Source organism: Variovorax paradoxus (assembly GCF_022009635.1).
Lineage (GTDB): Bacteria > Pseudomonadota > Gammaproteobacteria > Burkholderiales > Burkholderiaceae_C > Variovorax.
Map to the genome: position 1 here is coordinate 5,127,432 of NZ_CP091716.1, position 20,074 is coordinate 5,147,505.

At 67.0% G+C, this 20,074-nt stretch carries 24 protein-coding genes; 11 read left to right on the top strand and 13 right to left on the bottom strand.

What is annotated here, in order from left to right; genetic code table 11:
• Positions 1–16 precede the first annotated feature (16 nt).
• From dapA to L3V85_RS23630, 3 genes are all read left to right on the top strand, one after another.
• Entirely contained in the window at positions 17–907 is an 891-nt protein-coding gene (gene dapA, locus L3V85_RS23620) for a 4-hydroxy-tetrahydrodipicolinate synthase (protein WP_272934029.1), read from the top strand.
• A gap of 149 nt (positions 908–1,056) precedes the next feature.
• Positions 1,057–2,148, top strand: coding sequence for an outer membrane protein assembly factor BamC (gene bamC, locus L3V85_RS23625; RefSeq protein ID WP_237675125.1), 1,092 nt, complete (start codon positions 1,057–1,059; stop codon positions 2,146–2,148).
• Positions 2,149–2,153: 5 nt separating this feature from the next.
• Entirely contained in the window at positions 2,154–2,930 is a 777-nt protein-coding gene (locus L3V85_RS23630) for an MBL fold metallo-hydrolase (protein WP_237675126.1), read from the top strand.
• A 91-nt stretch (positions 2,931–3,021) separates the two neighbouring features.
• Here the strand turns inward: L3V85_RS23630 and L3V85_RS23635 are convergent, their stop codons facing one another.
• From L3V85_RS23635 to L3V85_RS23645, 3 genes are all read right to left on the bottom strand, one after another.
• Positions 3,022–3,327 carry a hypothetical protein gene (locus tag L3V85_RS23635; protein ID WP_237675127.1) on the bottom strand — a complete coding sequence of 102 codons (306 nt, stop codon included), beginning with the start codon at positions 3,325–3,327 and terminating at the stop codon, positions 3,022–3,024.
• Positions 3,328–3,421: 94 nt separating this feature from the next.
• Positions 3,422–3,922 (bottom strand): hypothetical protein, encoded by a 501-nt coding sequence (locus tag L3V85_RS23640; RefSeq protein ID WP_237675128.1) that lies wholly within the window; start codon positions 3,920–3,922, stop codon positions 3,422–3,424.
• Positions 3,919–5,061 carry a JmjC domain-containing protein gene (locus tag L3V85_RS23645; protein WP_237675129.1) on the bottom strand — a complete coding sequence of 381 codons (1,143 nt, stop codon included), beginning with the start codon at positions 5,059–5,061 and terminating at the stop codon, positions 3,919–3,921. The genes L3V85_RS23640 and L3V85_RS23645 overlap by 4 nt, the downstream gene beginning before the upstream one ends.
• Before the next feature lie 14 nt (positions 5,062–5,075).
• Here L3V85_RS23645 and L3V85_RS23650 point away from each other — a divergent pair, with 14 nt between their 5' ends.
• A complete protein-coding gene (locus L3V85_RS23650; protein WP_237675130.1) occupies positions 5,076–5,600 on the top strand; it encodes an FKBP-type peptidyl-prolyl cis-trans isomerase in 525 nt (174 codons plus the stop codon).
• Between the two features lie 76 nt (positions 5,601–5,676).
• On the opposite strand, the gene L3V85_RS23655 is transcribed toward L3V85_RS23650, so the two are convergent.
• The 4 genes from L3V85_RS23655 to coaBC form a co-directional block, all read right to left on the bottom strand.
• Positions 5,677–6,177 carry a glycine zipper 2TM domain-containing protein gene (locus tag L3V85_RS23655; RefSeq protein ID WP_237675131.1) on the bottom strand — a complete coding sequence of 167 codons (501 nt, stop codon included), beginning with the start codon at positions 6,175–6,177 and terminating at the stop codon, positions 5,677–5,679.
• 183 nt (positions 6,178–6,360) lie between these two features.
• A complete protein-coding gene (gene dut / locus L3V85_RS23660; protein WP_019655978.1) occupies positions 6,361–6,807 on the bottom strand; it encodes a dUTP diphosphatase in 447 nt (148 codons plus the stop codon).
• Between the two features lie 2 nt (positions 6,808–6,809).
• On the bottom strand, positions 6,810–7,286 hold the full coding sequence (locus L3V85_RS23665) for a hypothetical protein (protein ID WP_237675132.1): 477 nt from the start codon (positions 7,284–7,286) through the stop codon (positions 6,810–6,812).
• On the bottom strand, positions 7,286–8,509 hold the full coding sequence (gene coaBC / locus L3V85_RS23670) for a bifunctional phosphopantothenoylcysteine decarboxylase/phosphopantothenate--cysteine ligase CoaBC (protein WP_237675133.1): 1,224 nt from the start codon (positions 8,507–8,509) through the stop codon (positions 7,286–7,288). The genes L3V85_RS23665 and coaBC overlap by 1 nt, the downstream gene beginning before the upstream one ends.
• Before the next feature lie 124 nt (positions 8,510–8,633).
• On the opposite strand from coaBC, the gene L3V85_RS23675 reads away from it, so the two are divergent.
• The 7 genes from L3V85_RS23675 to L3V85_RS23705 all read left to right on the top strand — a co-directional run bounded on the left by L3V85_RS23675 (position 8,634) and on the right by L3V85_RS23705 (position 14,672).
• The gene (locus tag L3V85_RS23675; RefSeq protein WP_237675134.1) at positions 8,634–10,316 is read left to right on the top strand and encodes a CTP synthase; all 1,683 of its coding nucleotides are present in this window, start codon (positions 8,634–8,636) and stop codon (positions 10,314–10,316) included.
• Positions 10,313–10,603, top strand: a complete 291-nt coding sequence (locus L3V85_RS23680; RefSeq protein WP_237675135.1) for a DUF1330 domain-containing protein — start codon at positions 10,313–10,315, stop codon at positions 10,601–10,603. The genes L3V85_RS23675 and L3V85_RS23680 overlap by 4 nt, the downstream gene beginning before the upstream one ends.
• A 55-nt stretch (positions 10,604–10,658) precedes the next feature.
• Entirely contained in the window at positions 10,659–11,942 is a 1,284-nt protein-coding gene (eno, locus tag L3V85_RS23685) for a phosphopyruvate hydratase (protein ID WP_237675136.1), read from the top strand.
• Between the two features lie 19 nt (positions 11,943–11,961).
• A complete protein-coding gene (gene ftsB, locus L3V85_RS23690; RefSeq protein ID WP_237675137.1) occupies positions 11,962–12,240 on the top strand; it encodes a cell division protein FtsB in 279 nt (92 codons plus the stop codon).
• A gap of 135 nt (positions 12,241–12,375) precedes the next feature.
• Positions 12,376–12,996, top strand: coding sequence for a nicotinamide riboside transporter PnuC (gene pnuC, locus L3V85_RS23695; RefSeq protein ID WP_237680637.1), 621 nt, complete (start codon positions 12,376–12,378; stop codon positions 12,994–12,996).
• The gene (locus L3V85_RS23700; RefSeq protein WP_237675138.1) at positions 12,993–13,664 is read left to right on the top strand and encodes an AAA family ATPase; all 672 of its coding nucleotides are present in this window, start codon (positions 12,993–12,995) and stop codon (positions 13,662–13,664) included. The genes pnuC and L3V85_RS23700 overlap by 4 nt, the downstream gene beginning before the upstream one ends.
• Positions 13,665–13,700: 36 nt before the next feature.
• Complete coding sequence (locus L3V85_RS23705; RefSeq protein ID WP_237675139.1) at positions 13,701–14,672, top strand: hypothetical protein; 972 nt, start codon at positions 13,701–13,703, stop codon at positions 14,670–14,672.
• Positions 14,673–14,687: 15 nt separating this feature from the next.
• Here L3V85_RS23705 and L3V85_RS23710 read toward each other — a convergent pair whose 3' ends face one another.
• The 6 genes from L3V85_RS23710 to L3V85_RS23735 form a co-directional block, all read right to left on the bottom strand.
• A complete protein-coding gene (locus tag L3V85_RS23710; protein ID WP_237675140.1) occupies positions 14,688–15,665 on the bottom strand; it encodes a MurR/RpiR family transcriptional regulator in 978 nt (325 codons plus the stop codon).
• Positions 15,625–16,671, bottom strand: coding sequence for a C45 family autoproteolytic acyltransferase/hydolase (locus L3V85_RS23715; protein WP_237675141.1), 1,047 nt, complete (start codon positions 16,669–16,671; stop codon positions 15,625–15,627). The genes L3V85_RS23710 and L3V85_RS23715 overlap by 41 nt, the downstream gene beginning before the upstream one ends.
• A gap of 1 nt (position 16,672) precedes the next feature.
• A complete protein-coding gene (gene glnQ, locus L3V85_RS23720; RefSeq protein ID WP_237675142.1) occupies positions 16,673–17,401 on the bottom strand; it encodes a glutamine ABC transporter ATP-binding protein GlnQ in 729 nt (242 codons plus the stop codon).
• Positions 17,398–18,054, bottom strand: coding sequence for a glutamine ABC transporter permease GlnP (glnP, locus tag L3V85_RS23725; protein WP_237675143.1), 657 nt, complete (start codon positions 18,052–18,054; stop codon positions 17,398–17,400). The genes glnQ and glnP overlap by 4 nt, the downstream gene beginning before the upstream one ends.
• 22 nt (positions 18,055–18,076) lie before the next feature.
• Positions 18,077–18,826, bottom strand: a complete 750-nt coding sequence (gene glnH, locus L3V85_RS23730; RefSeq protein WP_237675144.1) for a glutamine ABC transporter substrate-binding protein GlnH — start codon at positions 18,824–18,826, stop codon at positions 18,077–18,079.
• A gap of 236 nt (positions 18,827–19,062) precedes the next feature.
• On the bottom strand, positions 19,063–20,061 hold the full coding sequence (locus L3V85_RS23735; protein ID WP_237675145.1) for an Hsp33 family molecular chaperone HslO: 999 nt from the start codon (positions 20,059–20,061) through the stop codon (positions 19,063–19,065).
• Positions 20,062–20,074: the final 13 nt, after the last annotated feature.

A 20,074-nucleotide genomic window follows, 5' to 3' on the forward strand; every position in this document is an offset into this window, starting at 1 on the left:
GACAAAGAGATTCCCCTTGGAGCAACTGACAGGCAGCATCGTCGCGCTCGTCACGCCGATGCACGACGACGGCAGTGTCGATTACCCCGCCCTGCGGCGGCTCATTGACTGGCACATCGAAGAAGGCACCGACTGCCTCGGCGTGGTCGGGACCACCGGCGAATCGCCGACGGTCGATGTCGAAGAACACTGCGAAATCATCCGCGTCTCGGTCGAACAGGCCAAGGGCCGCGTTCCCGTGATGGCCGGCTGCGGCGCCAACTCCACCAAGGAAGCCATCGAGCTCGCCAAGTTCGCCAAGGGCGTGGGCGCGGACTCCCAGCTCCAGGTCGTGCCGTACTACAACAAGCCCACGCAAGAGGGCCAGTACCAGCACTTCAAAGCCATCGCCGAGGCCGTGGGCGACCTGCCCATCGTGCTCTACAACGTGCCAGGCCGCACCGTCGCCGATATGGCGCACGACACCGTGCTGCGCCTGGCGCAGGTGCCCGGCATCATCGGCATCAAGGAAGCCACCGGCAACATCGAGCGGGCCCAGTGGCTCATCCGCGATGTGCCCAAGAACTTCGCCGTGTATTCCGGCGACGATCCGACCGCCGTTGCGCTCATGCTGTGCGGCGGCCAGGGCAACATCAGCGTCACGGCCAACATCGCGCCGCGCAAGATGCACGAGCTGTGCGTGGCCGCGCTGGCTGGCGACGTCAAGCGTGCCATGCAGATCCAGTTCGAACTGATGCCGCTGCACCGCAACCTGTTCGTCGAGCCCAACCCGATCCCGCTCAAGTGGGCCATGTCCAGGCTCGGCCTGTGCGGTGGCGCGCTGCGGCTGCCGCTCACCGAACTGGGTGAAGCCAGCCGTCCGGCGGTCGAGGGTGCCCTGCGCGCCACCGGCCTGCTCAAGAACTGAGCCCCTCCCCGAAAACCCCTTTCCGACCTGCGATCTGCCTTTTCCCTGGCTGCAACAAGGTTAAGCAACCTTTTGCCCGAACCGTGCTCTGAGATGGCGGGCATAGCGGCCCACAGATAGACCGAACCATTCCAACAAGGAAGACGACGTTGAAGAACCTTTCGCAAATTTCGCGATATGCATTGCTGGCCACCCTGGTTGCCAGCCTCGCCGCCTGCTCCGTCCTCGAGAGCGACAAGATCGACTACAAGAGCGCCGGCAAGGCCCCGACGCTCGAAGTCCCTCCCGACCTCTCCCAACTCTCGCGCGACAACCGCTACGCCATCCCCGGCGGCGCCGTGACCGCCAACGCCTACCAGGCCGGCATTGCCAACGCCCCGGGCGTGCCCACCGCGGTGAGCAACATCGGCGACGTCAAGATGGAGCGCTCGGGCACGCAGCGCTGGATCGTCGTCAACCGCACGCCCGAACAGCTCTGGGAGCCGGTTCGCGACTTCTGGCAGGAAAGCGGCTTCCTGCTGACCACCGACCAGCGCAACCTGGGCATCATGGAAACCGACTGGGCCGAGAACCGCGCCAAGCTGCCGCAGGACATCATCCGCGGCACGCTGGGCAAGCTGGTCGACTCGGTCTACTCGACCGGCGAACTCGACCGCTTCCGCACCCGCCTGGAACGCACGCCCAACGGCACCGAGATCTTCATCAGCCACCGCGGCATGCAGGAGGTCTACAACAACTCCCGCCAGGACCAGACCGTGTGGCAGCCCCGCCCGAGCGATCCTGAACTCGAGACCGAATTCCTGCGCCGCCTGATGGTCAAGCTCGGCGTGTCGCAAGAGCAGTCGAAGATCCTGGCCGCCACCACGGCACCGGCACGCACCGCCACCATCGCCAAGGTCGGCAACCAGCCGGCCGTGCAGATCAGCGAAGGCTTCGACCGCGCATGGCGCCGCGTCGGCCTGGCGCTCGACCGCACCGGCTTCACCGTGGAAGACCGCGACCGCAGCGCCGGCCTGTACTTCGTGCGCTACGTGCCGCCGAACCCCGACAAGAAGGAACCCGGCTTCTTCGGCAAGCTGTTCAGCGGCTCGAGCAAGACCGAGGCACCTCTGAAGTTCCGCATCTCGGTCAAGAGCCAGGGCGAGAGCAGCACGGTCGTGGTGCTGAACGAAGCAGGCGCGCCCGAAACGTCGGCCAACGCCGACCGCATCGTCAAGGTCATCGCCGACGACCTGAAGTAACCCGCATGCTCCGCTTCCGAAGTCTCGGCAGCGGCAGCACGGGCAACGCCGCGCTGGTCGAAGCGACCAGCGGCGGCCGCACCTCCCGCATGTTGGTCGACTGCGGCTTCGGCCTCAAGCAGCTCGACCTGCGGCTGGCCCGCGCAGGCCTTGCCGCCAGCGACATCCATGCGGTCTTCGTCACGCACGAGCACGGAGATCACATCGGCTGCGCCCATTCCCTCTCGCGACGCAACCGCATTCCCGTGTGGATGAGCGAAGGCACGTGGCTCGCCACCGGTGGGCGCGATTTCGAGGGCCTGCTGAACATCGCGCGCGACGACGCCGAGTTCGCGGTCGGCGACATCGGCGTGCAGCCCTTCACCGTTCCGCACGATGCGCGCGAGCCGCTGCAATTGCGTTGCACCGACGGCAATCGCACGCTCGGCGTGCTGACAGATCTAGGCCACGCCACGGCGCATGTGCTCTCGCGGCTGAGCGGCGTGCACGCGCTGCTGCTGGAGTTCAACCACGACAGCGACCTGCTGGCCGGCTCGGCCTATCCGGCCTTTCTCAAGCACCGTGTCGGCGGCAACTACGGACACCTGTCGAACACCGCCGCCGCGGACATCGCGCGCGCTGTGCTGCACGGCGGCCTGCGCCATGTGGTTGCGGCACACCTGAGCGAACAGAACAACCGGCCCGAGATCGTGCGCCGTCTGATGGCCGAAGCGCTCGGCGGCGATGAAGCCGAGATGCTCACCGCCAGCGCTGCCGAGGGCTCGCCCTGGCTCGACGTGTGAGACCCGGCGCGGCCTTCCTCACTCTCTCCTAATTCTCCTAATGAAAAACCGCCGTGAGGCGGTTTTTTCATGGCGATGGCAGCGGCCTTGCTTACTGCTGCTTCGGTGCGTCGCTGTTGTTCTTCTTCGCAGCCTTGGTGGCTGCGTCGGTCGATGACGAGTCTGCGGGAGCCGGCGTCATTGCCGATGACGAGCTGCTCGCATCGGGCGTGGCAGGGGCAGGAGTCGCGGGAGTCGCGTCGGAAGACGGTGCGGGCGCAGGAGCGGGCGCGGGTTCGGTCACGGGCGCAGGAGGCGGCGTCACGACTGCCGGCGCTGCATCCTCCTTCTTTCCGCAGGCGACGAGCGCGGCAGCGGCGATGAGCGAGGCAATCAGGACGGACGATGACTTCTTCATGGAATCTCCTTTGGCAATGAAGGTCTGGAACGAAAAAATTCTAGACCTGCATACCCTCACGAATATGTCTCGCGGCCGCATTCGCGGCATTGGCTTACAAGCCCAATGTCGATGCGGGAAACGCGGGCCGCGCGATGCGCCAGCATTCGTCGATGGACTCGCGCAGCGCGCGGCGCGCACGTGCGTCGGTGCCGCTCACGCCGCGGCTGCGCTCGGGGTCGATGCGATGCACGAACCATGTGGGCGTCCAGATGGCGCTGGGCACCTCGGAGCCCGCGGCCTTGCCGGTCGCTCGGCATTCGATGATGTGATCCCACATGCGGCGCCACGGCACGAAGCGCGCGTGGCCGCGTTCGAGAATGTCGAAGCGCTGCGCGAGCATCACGAAGCGGCGTCCGCTGCCTGACCATGCCTGCAACGCCTCGATGCTCGCGCGTTCGCCGAGCGGCCAGTCGGCAAAGTCGGGGTCGCTGAAGACGATCTCTTTCCAGCCCTCGCGCGCAGCGGCGGCCAGTGCCGTGCGCAGGATCGCATCGAAGGCCTCGCGGCCATCGAAGCGCCCTTCGCTCAGCGCTTGCGCGGCGTCGTCGTTCATTGGGCGTGCAGCCAGCCTGCCTCGCACCACTCGCCGAGCAGCGAGAGCGCTCCTTCGCTGGCACGGCCCAGTTCGCGCGGGCCGAGCGCGCGCTGGTCGGCCAGGCGGCGCATGAGCGTGGCGTCGGCCCCGCCTGCGCGGAAACTCTCGCCGTTGATGTAGATGTGCCGCGTGTCGTAGAGCATGCGCGTGCGGCGGTCGAGCGCCACGCGCTGCATGGCGTCGGGCATCTCGCCGCCTTCGTCGAACCACACGTTGGCCTTGGGCTCGGTGAGCGACTCGCCGAGCGCGCGGTCGACGGCGTCCGCATCGCGCAGCGCGGCTTCCACGGCCTTTCGCGCGAAGCCCTGCAGCGCTGCGGGCATCTGCGCGGGCGCATCGACGGCAGGTTGCGTCGGGTCGCGGTAGCGCGCCAGCTCGGCGGGGCCGGCGTCTTCAAGGTCTTCCGAGTAGGCCTGCGCCATGCGCGCGAGCAGGTCGGCGCCCAGCTCGCCCAATGCGGACGAACGCAGGCCGATCGAGCAGGTCATGCAGTCGTCGCCCACGGCCACGCCGTCGTGGGCATAGCGCGGCGGCAGATACAGCATGTCGCCGGGCTCGAGCACGAAGGTCTGCTCGGGTTCGAAGTTCTCCAGTATCTTGAGCGGCACGCCGGGCTGCAGCCGCAGGTCGCTCTGCTTGCCGATGGACCAACGGCGCCGGCCCTGTGCCTGCAGCAGGAACACGTCGTAGCTGTCGAAATGCGCGCCCACGCCGCCGGTGTCGCTCGCGTAGCTGATCATCAGGTCGTCGAGCCGGGCATCGGGCAGAAAACGAAACTGCCGCAACAGTTCGTGCACGCCCTCGTGGTGCAGGTCGACGCCCTGCACCAGCAGCGTCCATGCCGGCTGCTTGAGCGGCGGCAGGGCACGGCGCGGCAGCGGGCCGTGCTTGAGCGACCAGCCGGCCTTGCCATGCCGGATCAGGCGGGACTCGACTTCTTCCTGTTCGGCCAGCGCGAACAACGCATTGCGCTCGATCGGTGGCACCATGGCGGGAATGGCCTGGCGAACCAGCAAAGGCTTTTTCTGCCAGTACCGCCGCATGAACTGCGCGGCGCTCAGGCCGCCGAGCAACGGCAGCGGTTGATTAATCTCCATGGGAGAATTCTGCAATGGAAATCTCTGAACAATGCGTGGTCGGCTTGACCTGGACGATGAAAGACACGCTCGGCGACGTGCTGGACGTGCTCGACGAGCCGGTGGAATTCATGGTGGGCGGCGACGATCTCTTCGAGGTGATCGAAGCGGCCCTGCAAGGCCATGAGCCCGGCGCCCGGGTGCAGTTGCAGATCGAACCCGAACAGGGCTTCGGCGACTTCAACGACCAGCTGCTCTTCCTGGAGCCCCGCTCGCTGTTCCCCGAAGGCACGGAAGAAGGCATGACCTTCGACGGCTCGGCGCTTCCCAAGGGCGTGAACGGCGACATCCCGAAGGACACGATCTACACGGTGGCCGAGATTTATCCCGACCATCTGGTGCTTGACGGCAACCATCCGCTGGCCGGCATCGCCATACGGCTCGACATCACGGTGCGCTCGGTGCGCGAGGCAACGGAAGAAGAAGTCGGCCGCGGCACCGCGGGCACTGGCTTCTTCAAGGTCGCGCCGATGGCGCCGGGCAACGAAACGCTGCACTGAAGGCCGCAGGCACCACCCATGAAAAAGCCGGGCATTGCCCGGCTTTTTTCATGCCCCGATGGGTCGGGGGAAGTGGTTACATGCGCGAGATCTGGCCGTTGTCGATGCGCACGCGGTCGCCGATGCGCAGATCGCCGGGGCTCTGCACGTCGAACGCCCGGTAGGCGCCGCGATCGGTCTGCACCGACACGCGATAGGTCTCGTAGGCACGGGGACCGTTCTGCTGGGCCTCGATGCTGTTGCCCAGCAGGGCGCCGCCCACGATGCCGAGTGCGGTGGCGGCGGCGCGGCCATTGCCGCGTCCGAACTGGTTGCCCACCACGCCGCCGATGACGCCGCCGGCTACAGCACCGCCGCCGGTGGTGCCGGTGCCAGCCGTTTCGCTGCGCAGCACCTCGATGTTGGCCACATGGCCGTATTCGACGTAGGACGCTTCACGGTACTGAATGGCCTGCGGAGGCGCCTGGTACGGATAGCGCGAGGTCTGGTAAACCGGCGCCGGGGCCACGCATGCCGTGAGCGTGGCCAGTGCCAGCACGGAAGCGGTGACGGAAACAAAGCGCGTTGAGATCTTCATGTTGGAGGCTCCTCGGAATGAAACGGCATGTGGATGATGAATCCGCATACCCTGCGTGTGCCTGACTAACGCCGCAGCATTCGCCGCGATGACGCAATTCACACACTGAAACCTTCGAGACCTTCCAGCCCGCGCGGTTCCGTTCTTTACCGCTCGGAAACTCAGGCGATCTTCAGGATTCGCTCAATGTTTGCCGGTAGAGCCGTAGCCGCCCTCGCCGCGTTGCGTGGGTGCAAATTCTGTGACCACCCGAAACTGCGCCTGCACCACGGGCACGATCACCAGTTGCGCGAGACGCTCCATCGGGTTCAGCACGAAGGGCGTGTCGCTGCGGTTCCAGGCGCTGATCTTGAGCTCGCCCTGGTAGTCGCTGTCGATCAGGCCGACGAGGTTGCCCAGCACGATGCCGTGCTTGTGGCCCAGGCCCGAGCGCGGAAGGATCAGCGCCGCATAGGCCGGGTCGGCCAAGTGGATCGCGATGCCGGTGCCCACCAGCTGCCAGCCGTTGGGCTCCAGCGTGATGGGGGCATCGAGGCACGCCCGCAGGTCGAGGCCGGCGCTGCCGGGAGTGGCATACGCGGGCAATTGATCCACCATGCGCGGATCGAGGATACGGACGTCGACTTTCACTTTTAATTGCTGCCTTGCTTCTGTTGCTGTTCTCTTTGCTTGCGGTTCGCCTCTTCCAGCAGCAGCTGCCACTTGGCGACACCGGGGGTGAACTTCACGCCCTTCAATTTCTTGCCGAACCACAGGGCCAAGCCCAGCAGGAGCACGAGCACGCCAAAAGGCACGCCCGACGCCCACAGGACGAGGAACACCAGCGCGCCGACAGCGCCCATCACCTTGAGCACCTTGGGGTCGAACGCTCCGGGCTGGGCCTTGGGCACTTCACCGTTGGGGAGTGGCTGCTGTTGCTGTTGTTGCTGCCGCTGCATGGCCGCCGTGACAGGGCCCTGCTGGCCGGGCGGTTGCGTCATGCCGACATCGAGCCCCGGCTCGCCTTCCTTCGCCGCGCGCCTGGGCAGCGCGGCCTGCGCCGACAGCCGCTCGACATAGCGTGCGAAGTCACCGTTGGGCGGCGTGTTCCATTGGGGATTCAGGTTCATCAGACCCTCCAGTCGGTAAGTCGTGCGGCGATCTCTGTTATCAGCTCGCGGGCCAGCGTGAGCTTGGGCGCGCGCGGCAGTTCGCGCACGCCGTCGGCATCGACCAGCAGCAGCGCGTTGTCGTCCTGCCCGAAGGTCAGCGGGCCGATGTTCCCGACCAGGAGCGGAATGCCCTTGCGCTCGCGCTTGGCCTTGGCGTGCGCGGCGAGGTTTTCGCTCTCGGCCGCGAAGCCCACGCAGAAGAGCTTCTTCGACTGGGCGCGCTCGCTGCGCGCGACGGTCAGCAGGATGTCGGCGTTCTCGACGAACTCCAGCACCGGGGTCTTGCCGCTGCCGTCCTTCTTGATCTTCTGGTCGCTCTGCGTGGCCGGGCGCCAATCGGCCACCGCAGCCGTTGCTACGAAAATGCTAGCAAACTCCGCCGCGCGGGTGGTGGCTTCGAGCATGTCCTGAGCCGACAGCACGTCGACGCGCGTCACGCCGCGCGGCGTGGGCAGATGCACCGGGCCGGCCACCAGCGTGACCTCGGCGCCCGCCTCGCGGGCCGCGCGGGCAATGGCAAAGCCCATCTTGCCGGACGAATGGTTGGTGATGCCGCGGATCGGGTCGAGCGACTCGAAGGTCGGCCCCGCCGTGACCAGCACCTTCTGCCCCGCCAGCAGCTTGGGGCTGAAGAAGGCCGTGATGTCCTCCAGCAGTTGCGCCGGTTCGAGCATGCGCCCGTCGCCGGTTTCGCCGCAGGCCTGCCAGCCGTTGCCCACGCCCAGCACCGTGGCGCCGTCGGCGGCCACCTGCATCAGGTTGCGCTGCGTGGCCGGGTGGCCCCACATCTCGCGGTTCATGGCCGGCGCGATCAGCAGCGGAATGCGGTCCATGGGGCGGGCCAGGCACATCAGGCTCAGCAGGTCGTCGGAGCGGCCCTGCACGAGACGCGCGATGAAGTCGGCACTGCAGGGTGCCAGCACGATCGCATCGGCCTCGCGGCTCAGGTTGATGTGCGGCATGTTGTTGGGCTCGCGGGTGTCCCACTGCGAGGTGTAGACGGTGCGCCCCGAGAGCGCCTGCATGGTCACCGGCGTGATGAACTGCTCGGCCGCCTCGGTCATGACGACCTGGACGGTGGCGCCCGCCTTGACGAACAGCCGGCACAGCTCGGCCGACTTGTAGCAGGCGATGCCGCCCGTGAGACCGAGGACGATGTGTTTGCCGGCGAGATCTTGCATGGGCCGTATTGTTGCTCACATGCCATCGAACGAATGGCAACAAGCCCTTGGCCCGAAGTGTCGCGAAGGGCACACCTATAATCGCAATTTCCCACTGCCCGGATTCACAGCGTCCGGAACTGGCATGACCAAATTTGTCTTCGTCACCGGTGGTGTCGTATCTTCCCTTGGCAAGGGAATCGCCTCCGCCTCGCTCGCCGCGATCCTCGAATCGCGCGGCCTCCAAGTCACCCTCATCAAGCTCGATCCGTACATCAATGTCGACCCCGGCACGATGTCGCCCTTCCAGCATGGTGAAGTGTTCGTCACCGACGACGGCGCCGAGACCGACCTGGACCTCGGCCACTACGAGCGCTTCATCAACACGCGGATGCGCAAGGCCAACAACTTCACGACCGGCCAGATCTACAAGACCGTGCTCGAGAAGGAACGCCGCGGCGACTACCTCGGCAAGACGGTGCAGGTGATCCCGCACATCACCAACGAGATCCAGGAATACATCAAGCGCGGCGCCGGCATCGGCACGGCCCACGAGGTGGACGTGGCCATCGTCGAGATCGGCGGCACCGTGGGCGACATCGAATCGCTGCCCTTCCTGGAGGCCGTGCGCCAGATGAGCCTGCGCATGGGCCCCAACAACTCGGCCTTCGTGCACCTGAGCTACGTGCCCTGGATCGCCGCCGCCGGCGAGCTCAAGACCAAGCCCACGCAGCACACCGCGCAGAAGCTGCGCGAAATCGGCATTCAGGCCGACGCCCTGCTGTGCCGCGCCGACCGCCCGATCCCCGACGACGAGCGCGCCAAGATCTCGCTGTTCTCCAACGTGCCCGAATGGGGCGTGATCTCCATGTGGGACGTGGACACCATCTACAAGGTGCCCCGCATGCTGCACGAGCAGGGCCTGGACGGCCTGATCTGCGACAAGCTGCGCATCAACACCCCGCCCGCCAAGCTGCAGCGCTGGGACGACCTGGTCTACGAAGTCGAGCATCCGCAAAAGGAAGTGTCGATCGCCATGGTCGGCAAGTACGTGGACCTGTCGGACAGCTACAAGTCGCTGAACGAAGCCCTGCGCCACGCCGGCATGAAGAACCATGCGCGCGTGAAGATCGACTACATCGACTCCGAGACCATCAACGCGCAGGACGTGTCCCGCCTGGCCAAGTACGACGCCATCCTGGTGCCCGGCGGCTTCGGCCAGCGCGGCGTGGAAGGCAAGATCTCGGCCGCGCGCTTCGCCCGCGAAGGCAAGGTGCCCTACCTCGGCATCTGCCTGGGCATGCAGGTGGCCACCATCGAATACGCCCGCCACGTGGCAGGCCTCAAGAACGCCAACAGCACCGAGTTCGACCCCGAGACGCCCACCCCCGTGATCGCGCTGATCACCGAGTGGAAGGACGCCGACGGCACCGTGAAGACGCGCGACGAGAAGTCCGACCTCGGCGGCACCATGCGCCTGGGCGCGCAGAGCTCCGACGTCTCGCCCGGTACGCTGGCCCACAGCATCTACGGCGACGTGGTCACCGAGCGCCACCGCCACCGCTACGAAGCCAACGTCAACTACCTCGACGAACTGCGCAAGGCCGGCCTCGTGATCTCGGCGCTCACGCAGCGCGAGCACCTGACCGAAATCGTCGAGCTGCCGCAGGACGTGCACCCGTGGTTCATGGGCGTGCAGTTCCACCCCGAGTTCAAGTCGACCCCGTGGGGCGGCCATCCGCTGTTCAACGCCTTCATCAAGGCGGCGCTCGAGCACAAGGACAAGGGCGCCGGCAGCACCAACAAGGCACTGAAGGCCGTCGCATGAGCAGCGGATACGTCATCGCACACGTCGAGGTGACCAACCCGACGCAGTACGAGGAATACAAGAAGTGGTCGAGCGCCGCCATGCAGGCGCACGGCGCCGAGGTGTGCGTGCGCGGCGGCCAGGTCCAGCCGCTGGAGGGCGACTGGAAGCCCACGCGCATCGTCATCCTCAAGTTCGCCAGCTTCGAGAAGGCCAAGGCCTTCTACGAAACGCCCGAATACCTCAAGGCCCGCGAAGCGCGCGCCGGTGCCGCGATCATGAACATGATCGCCGTCGAAGGCCTCTGAGCCCCCTGCCCCATTTATTCATCCGCCAAAGAGAACCGAAAGAGAAAGACAAAAGATGAGTGCAATCGTTGACATCGTCGGCCGCGAAATTCTCGACAGCCGAGGCAACCCCACCGTCGAATGCGACGTGCTGCTGGAGTCGGGCACCATGGGCCGTGCGGCCGTGCCCTCGGGCGCGTCGACCGGTTCGCGCGAAGCCATCGAGCTGCGCGACGGCGACAAGAGCCGCTACCTGGGCAAGGGCGTGCTCAAGGCCGTGGAGAACATCAACACCGAGATCTCGGAAGCCGTGCTCGGCCTCGACGCCAGCGAACAGGCCTTCCTCGATCGCACGATGATCGACCTGGACGGCACCGACAACAAGGCCCGCCTGGGCGCCAACGCCACCCTCGCCGTCTCGATGGCCGTGGCCCGCGCCGCGGCCGAGGAGTCGGGCCTGCCGCTGTACCGCTACTTCGGCGGCATGGGCGGCATGCAGTTGCCGGTGCCGATGATGAACGTCATCAACGGCGGCGCGCACGCCAACAACAGCCTCGACCTGCAGGAGTTCATGATCATCCCCGTGGGCGCCAAGAGCTTCCGCGAGGCCGTGCGCTACGGCGCCGAAGTGTTCCATGCGCTGAAGAAGATCCTGGGCGACCGCGGCATCAGCACGGCGGTCGGCGACGAAGGCGGCTTCGCTCCCAGCGTCGAGAGCCACGAAGCGGCCATCCAGCTCATCCTGGAAGCCATCGACAAGGCCGGCTACACGGCCGGCGAGCAGATCGCCCTGGGCCTGGACTGCGCCGCCAGCGAGTTCTACAAGGACGGCAAGTACGTGCTGTCGGGCGAGAACCTCTCGCTCACCTCCGAGAGCTGGACCGACATGCTCGCGACCTGGGTCGACAAGTACCCGATCATCAGCATCGAAGACGGCATGCACGAAGGCGACTGGGACGGCTGGAAGCACCTGACCGAACGCCTGGGCAAGCGCGTGCAGCTGGTAGGCGACGACCTGTTCGTCACCAACACCAAGATCCTGCAAGAGGGCATCGAGAAGGGCATCGCCAACTCGATCCTGATCAAGATCAACCAGATCGGCACGCTGACCGAGACCTTCGCCGCCATCGAGATGGCCAAGCGCGCGGGCTACACGGCAGTCATCTCGCACCGCTCGGGCGAAACCGAAGACAGCACCATCGCCGACATCGCGGTGGGCACCAATGCCGGCCAGATCAAGACCGGCTCGCTGTCGCGCTCGGACCGCATCGCCAAGTACAACCAGCTGCTGCGCATCGAAGAAGACCTCGGCGACATCGCCGTGTACCCGGGCCGCGGCGCGTTCTACAACCTGAAGTAACGCACCGGACGCCCCGCGCATGCGCGCCCGCTTCGTTCCACCGATCATCCTGCTGCTTCTGCTGGGCGTCCTGCAGTGGCAGCTGTGGAACGGGCGCGGCAGCGTGCGCGACGTGGCGCAGCTGCGGACCAAGCTGGCCGACCAGAAGGAAGCCAACGCCAAGGCCGCGCTGAACAACGAGCGCCTGACCTCGGAGGTCAACGACCTCAAGGACGGCCTCGAAATGGTCGAGGAACGCGCGCGGGCGGAACTCGGCATGGTCAAGCCGAACGAAGTGTTCGTACAAATCGCGCACTAGGATGACCCCCAGTCTTCGCGCACTTCGTGTCGCTTCGCCAACCCCCTTCCAGGGGGCGGCACCGGCGGCCCGGCAAAGCCGGTTCCGCGGTGTCCCACGAACAGACCGCGTCGGTGCCCGCTGGGGGCGAATCTGATTCTTGAGCTTCTCTCGGCCCCTGCTTTCTTGCTCTGGGGCTCACCCGTCAGTTGGCTCGAACTCGTCGCAGCCGTGCTGGCGCTTGCCATGGTCGGCTGCAACATGCGCGAGATTCACTGGGGATGGCCGCTGGCCATCGTCAGTTCGCTGCTCTACATGGCGGTCTTCGCGAAGGCGCGCATCTACGGCGACGCCTCGCTCCAGGTCTTCTTCGCTTTCGTCGCCCTGTGGGGCTGGACCCAGTGGCTGCGCGGCCACCGGGCCGACGGTAGCGCCCTGCATGTCAGCCGGCTTTCGCCGCGCGGCATTGCACTCACGCTGGCGGCCTGCGCATTGGCCTGGCCGGCCATCGCCCTCTTCCTGCGCCGCTTCACCGACACCGACGTGCCCTGGTGGGACGGCTTCGCCACGGGGCTGAGTCTGGTCGGGCAATTTCTGCTCGGCCGCAAGTTCATCGAGAACTGGCTGATCTGGCTGGCGGTGAATGTGGTCAGCGTGGGCCTGTTCATCCACAAGGGCCTGTGGCTCACGGTCGGGCTGTATGCGGTGTTCGCCGCGCTCAGCGTGGCCGGCTACCTGGCATGGCGGCAACGCCTGCCGCAGGCGGCACGCGCATGACGCCCACACTGCCGACCGGCTGCGTCATTGCGCTGCTGGGCGCCGAAAGCACCGGCAAGACCGAGCTGGCGCGCGCCATCGCGCAGCGCCTGCAGGACCGCGGCACGCCGGTGACGCTCGTGGGCGAATACCTGCGCGAATGGTGCGAGCGCGAAGGCCGCACGCCGCGCCCCGCCGAGCAGCAGGCCATCGCCGACGAGCAGACCCGCCGCATCGGCGTCGCCGCCGCGTCGGGCGTGGTGGTGGCCGACACCACCGCGCTCATGACGGCGGTCTACAGCGAGCAGCTTTTCGCAGACACCTCGCTCTACGAAGGCGCCCTGGCCGCGCAGCGGCGCTATGCGATCACGCTGCTCACGGCGCTCGACCTGCCCTGGGTGGCCGACGAGATGCGCGACGGCCCGCATGCGCAGCAGCCGACCGACGCGCTGGTGCGCGCCGCGCTCGTCGGCGCGAAGCTCTCGTTCGCCGTGGTGCATGGCAGCGGCGGCGAACGGCTCGCCAATGCCTGGAACGCGATCAACTCGATCGCCGGCAGCGAAGGCCGCACCCGTGCGCGTGGCCGTCTCGAAGCGAAGCCCGCCTCGTGGTCATGGCCTTGCGAGAAATGCTCCGACCCGGAATGCGAACATAAGCTCTTCAGCGACCTGATTTCGCGCCGCGAGTAAGCCGGCGGCGCGCACATCCCCTTCACCGGAGACCCGATGCCCCTTTCGACAGCCGCGCGCCTCGCCAATCCCGCAGTCATCTCTACCCTTACCGCCCTGCTGCTGACCGCCGGCCACGCCGCCGCGGCACCCGTCGCGGCCACCGTGGAAAACGGCACCACGACCACCGCCTGCGCCGAGGAAGACAACGTCTCCCTCACCCTGCGCGGCGACGGCATCCGCCACATGCGCATCGAGGCGCTGCAGCCCGACTACCTCGACAAGATCGGCAACGACGTGACCGCGCCCGACTTCTCGGGCTGCAACTTCGACGGCGGCGCCCACCCCACCGACCCCGCGCACCGTTTCAAGAAACGCACCGTGGTGCTGCTCGACAACGCCGAATGGCGCATCGTCGGCATGACGCTGCCGAGCTTCTGGCGTCCGCAGAGCGTGCCGGTGAGCGTGGGCAAGCGCAAGGACAAGGGCTTCCATCTGCTGCAGGTGTTCAAGAAAGAGAACGGCAAGGCGCTCGAGGCCATCGTGCTCTATCCGTCGGACGGCTACTGGCGGCTCAAGCCGCTGCCGGACCCGCGCTTCGGCGACGGCGTGTATGGCTCGTCCTTCCTGCTCGGGCCCGTCGAGGCGGCCGCGCGGCCGGTGGTGAGCATCGCGTCGATCCACGTCGATCCGAAACCGCTGGCGATCCGCGTGCGCTTCGCGAATGGCGGCAGCGCGGTGGCGCGCGTCGACGAAATCAGCCGCGCGCGCACCGCGCTCGACGTCACGCTGTCGAAGCCGACCGTGAATGCGCAGCCCTTCGCGGTGCTGCGATCGATGTACGTGACGCCGGACAACGCCGACGTGAGCGAGGTGCGTTGGCAGGCTTCGCCGCAGGCCGCGCAGCAGGTGCTGCCGCTGCCCGAAGTGAAGAGCCTGCAGGCCACCCAGGTGCGCTTCGGCCGCAGCCTGCCGTCCAAGCACAACACGAGCGCGCCGGACATCTCGTTCGGCGGCTTCGAGGACTGAGCCTCGGGCGCGTCGCTATTCGATGCCCAGGTCGGCGATGAAGCGCTCGCGCCGCTCGAGCGCCTTCAGCGCCTTCTTGCCCAGGTCGGTCGCGACCAGGTTCAGCAGGCCTTCGCAGAAGATGACGTAGGCGCCCATCGAATTGCTGAAGAAGGCGCTGCCGTGGGGCACGAAGAAGGAATGCTTCGCGAAGGCCGCGAGCGGTGACGCGCGGTGGTCGGTGATGGCGACGACGACCATGCCGGCCTTGGCCGCGGCGGCCGCCGTTTCGGCGATGCTGCGCGTGTAGGGCTCCACGCTCGTCACGACCACCAGGTCGCCGGGCTGCAACTGGGCCAGGCCTTCGGCCACGCCCAGCCCATGCGGATCGAGCAAGGCCACGTCGCCGCGCACCATGGCCAGCCCATAGGCCAGGAAGCTCGCCAGCGCGCTGAACTGCCGCAGGCCGTGCACGCGAACCCGCGGTGCCGTGGCCAGCAGCCGGGCCGCCTGCTGCAGTTCGTCGGCCGAGAGCTGCGCGAGGAAGCCTTCGGTGTTGGCGATCGAGTCCTTGGCGATCTGCACCATGGTGTCGATCTCGGGGCGCTGCCCGGTGCCGTCCTGCGGAGTGCTGCGCTCCGAAGCATGCGCGACCAGCCGGCCGGCCTGCTCGCTGTAGAAATGACGGTGCCGCGAAGCCAGTCCGTCGCGGAACACCGTCTGGAACTCGACGAAGCCGGCATAGCCGAGGCGGGTCGCCAGGCGGGTCAGCGTCGACGCATTGACACCCAGCGACTCGGCCAGCTCGGTGATGGTGCGCACCGCGACCTCTTCGGGCCGCTCGACCAGGCGCGCCAGCACGCTGTGCGCCTTGCTGCCCATCGAGATCAGCGCATCGCCCCGCCCCAGGCGCATCGTGAGCGCCCGCAGCGCCTCGACGGTGCGAGGCGGCGAAGCACCGTCGGCCTCGATCTCAGGCGGGTTGGGCACGCTGGTTTGGTTCGATGCTTGCATGGCCGTCGATCATATGGAATCGCGGCGGCTGCAAGGGGTGCTCGTACACCTGCCATTCGACGCGCGCGGGGCCGATGCGGATGTCCGCGGTGGCCATCGTGTTCTCGCCGTCGCTGTCGGCCGGGTCGGCGCGCAGGATGGGGAACGACGCGTCGCCGCTGTCGGCCAGCAGATGCAGCGGATCGTCGCCCACGGCGAGCAGCGCATCGCCGCGTTGCTGCCGATGCCGCGATGAACCGGTGACGATCTGCGGCAGATCGCCCAGCGCCGGATGCAGCGCGTGGTTGGCATGCAGCCGCCGTCCCGCGATCTCGACGACCGAAAGGGCCTCGGAGCTGAACTCCACGCCGAGCAACTCGGGCGACGCCCGGTGCGCCACGGTGAGATGGAAGCCGCCCGCACGCTCGCCGGATGCCAGCAGTTCGCGCACCTCCTGCAGGCTGCCCGCCTCCAGCAGCGCACGCGTGAGAACCATCCGCGGAACGCCGGGCCGCACGTTCAGGCATCGCAGGTTGTTCACCGTCATGGCAAGGCCGCGCTCGGTCACCGCGAAGGTATGGCCCGGCAGCGATCCCGGATAGACGAAGGAAGCGAAAGACGCACCGCCCTCCACCGCGCACGCCGCGATCGCGCACCGCCCGGCGAAGGCCGGGTCGCCGTCTTCGTTGTGGGTGATGCGGCGCTGCACGCCCGCCTGCTGCACCGTGGTGCACCCGTCCGGCGCCATGGCCCACAGGTCGCCGCGGCAGTTCCACAGGAACACGTCTTCGAACGGCAGTTCCAGTCCGGCCGCAAGGCCCTGCAACTCGCTCCAGATGCGCGGAAAGCGCGCGCGCACCAGCGCGGCCATGGCCTCGGCGGCCGGCGTGCCGCGATGGCGCATCACCGTCGCCCAGGCTGGCGAAGTGCGCGCGTAGTCCTGCATGGCGGCGGCGCCGAAGCGGCCGAGCGCCTGTCCCGTCTCGAAGGGCGATCCCTTGGCCTCGAGGTAATTCAATGTCGGCATGTCACTCCACGTGCTGAAGAAAATCGCGCAGGCGCTGGTTCGGCGGGTTGTCCAGCAACTCCGCCGGCGGCCCGTCGACCGTGATGTGGCCGTGCTCCATGAAGATCAGCCGCGTGCCGACCTTGCGGGCGAACTGCATCTCGTGCGTCACGACGACCATCGTCATGCCCTCCTCCGCCAGCGACTGCATGACGCGCAGCACCTCCTGGCGAAGTTCGGGGTCGAGCGCGGAGGTCGGCTCGTCGAACAGCATCAGCTTGGGCTTGACGGCCAGCGCGCGGGCGATGGCGACACGCTGCTGCTGTCCGCCGGAGAGTTCGCTCGGGTGATGGTGCATGCGCCCGGCAAGGCCCACCTTGGCGAGCAGTTCGGTCGCCTGTGCCTGCGCCTGCGACCTGGAGGCGCCGCGCACCTGCCGCGGCCCGAAGGCGACGTTCTCCAGCGCCGTCATCTGCGGAAACAGGTTGAACTGCTGGAACACCATGCCCGCTTCCTGGCGGATCTCGCGCACCACGGCGTTGCCGCCGCGCACGCTCAGGCCGCCCACAAGCAGGTCGCCGCCGTCGATCTGCTCGAGCGCGTTGATGCAGCGCAGGAGCGTCGACTTGCCCGAGCCCGAGGGACCGATCAGCACGACGACCTCGCCATGGCGGATCTGCAGGTTCACTCGGTCGAGCACCGTGTTGGCGCCGAAGCGCTTTTCCACATTCTTGAATTCGACGATGTTCACAGGATGCGCATCCTTTTCTCGACGGTTCTCAGGGCCAGCGTCAGCACGCCGATCAGCATGAGATAGATCACCGCGACCGCGGTCCATATCTCGATGGCCCTGAAGTTGGCCGCCATGATTTCCTGCCCCTGGCGGGTGAGCTCGCCGACACCGATGACGATGAAGAGCGAGGTGTCCTTCAGGCTCACGATGAATTGATTGCCCAGCGCCGGCGTCATGCGCCGGAACGCGACCGGCCCGACGACGAAGGCCAGCACGCGCCAGCGCGGCAGGCCCATCGCCAGCCCCGCCTCGCTCAGCCCCTTCGGCACCGAAAGAAAGGCGCCGCGGACGATTTCCGCGATGTAGGCGCCCGAGTTGATGACGATGGAGGCGATGGCCGCCGTCATCGGGTCCACGCGCACGCCCAGCAGGCCGGGCAATGCGAAGTAGATGAACATGACCTGCACCACGATGGGCGTGCCGCGCACGAGCCCCACGTAGGCGAAGCCCAGGCCGCCGACGAGGCGGTTGCCATAGGCGCGCATCAGGCCGAACAGCACGCCGAGCAGCGTGCCGCCCAGCAGCCCCGCCACGGTGATGAGCACCGTGAGGCGGGCGCCCTTCGCCAATGCCGGCAACGCGCCGGCGATCACTGACCAGTCGAAATCCATGAATGGCTCCGCGATGGTCCGCTCAGGGCTTCGGCGGCTCGGTCTTGAACCACTTGCGGTAGATGGCGGCGTAGCGGCCGTCGGCCTTGATCTTCGCCAGCGCGCCGTTCACCTGCACCACCAGGGGGCTGCCCTTGGGGAAGCCGATGCCGTACTGCTGCGCCATCATCTGCGGGCCGACTGCCCGGGCCTTGCCCGCCCCGGCGGTCGCGATGTAGTAGAGGACGTTGGGCGTGTCGTGCATGGCGGCATCGACGCGGCCGGTCATCAGTTCGAGATAGGCGTTGTCGATGTTCGGGAACTGGCGCAGCTCGGTGCCCGCGAAGTTGGCCTTGGCGTAGTCGGCGGCGGAGGTGCCCGTCTTGATGGCCAGCGTCTTGCCCTTCAAATCCGCCACGCCGGCGATCTTGCTGGCCGTGGGCACCATGAGGATGAATCCGCTGTCGTAATAGCCGTCGGAGAAGTCGATGACCTTCTTGCGCTCTTCCTTGATGGTGATGCCGGCCAGCGCCACGTCGACGTTCTTCGTCTGCAGCGCGGGCAGGATGCCGTTGAAGTCCATCGGCTGCAGCTTGTAGTCGAGCTTGAGCTCCTTGGCGACTGCGTCCCACAGGTCGATGTCGAAGCCCACGTACTTGTCGCCTTCCTTGAATTCGAAGGGAACGAAAGCGGTGTCGACAGCGACGAGCAGGGGGCCGGCCGCCGTGGCGGGGGCGATGGCCGAGGTGGCGACAGCCGCGGCCGCGAGCAGTCGGAGAACGAGTTTCTTCATGACAATCCTTCCGGAGTAAGAGCTCACCGAATTGGTGCAATTGAATTTGCAGAAAAACAAATTCCGCAAATCCATTTGCATAATGTGTGCCATGTCATGCCGCGGGGCAAGCTCGGGTTTGCCCAGGGGGTGCCCTGCCGCGATGGCGAGGGCAAGAAAAACGGGGGGAAGGGAGAAGGCGGCCGCACTGGTCGGTGCGGCGAAGCGAGGGAGGCGAGCGACGGCTCGCCGCGTGCCTACTGGACTACCGGCGTGCCGGGAATCTGGTCCGTCGGCGGCCTGAAGATCTGCGCGGTGTCGACCGCGTCGAAGCGGTACTGCTTGCCGCAGAAGTCGCAGCCCACCTCGATGTCGCCGCGCTCGGCAAGGATGCTCTCGGCCTCTTCCACGCCCAGCCCGCGAATCATCTGCGCCACGCGTTCGCGCCCGCAGGTGCAGGCGAAGTGCGGGCCCAGCAGGCCGGCCTGGGGCTCGAAGCGCAGCAGCTTTTCTTCCCAGAACAGGCGGCGAAGGATGGTCTCGATGTCGAGCGTGAGCAGCTCGTCGCGCGTCAGGCTCGACGCGAGGATCGAGATGCGGTTGTAGTCCTCGTTGCGGCCGATCTGGTCTTCGTTGGCCTGGTCGTGGTCCTTGCTGGAGGTGCCCTCGAGGTTGCCCTCGCCCTTCACGGGCAGGCGCTGGATCAGCAGGCCCGCGGCCACCTTGTCGTCGGCCGCGAGCACCAGGGTGGTGTCGAGCTGCTCGCTCTGCAGCATGTAGTGCTGCAGCACGTCGCTGAGCTTGCCGAGCTTCTCGCCGTTGTCGTCGAACAACGGCACCACGCCCTGGTAGGGCGTCGTGCCCGGCAGCTTGTCCTTGGGGTCGAGCGTGATGGCGCAGCGGCCCTTGTTGTTCACGTTGACCATGTCGGGCAGCCGCGCGTCGGCCGGCAGCTCGCCAATCACCTTGGCGGTGGCGCGCAGGCTCAGGTCGGGCTTCGCCTCGGCCACGGCCACCTTGACCGGGCCGTCGCCGAATATCTGCAGGATCAACGCGCCGTTGAACTTGATGTTGGCCTGCATCAGCGTGGCCGCCGCCGTCATTTCGCCGAGCAGTTCGGCCACGGGCGGCGGGTAGGCGCCGGTGGCGGTATTGGAGGCGCGCCGCGCAAGGATCTCCTGCCACGCATCTGTCAGGCGCACGATCATGCCGCGCACCGGCAGGCCATCGAACAGGAATTTGTGCAGCTCGCTCAAAACGTTTTCTTTC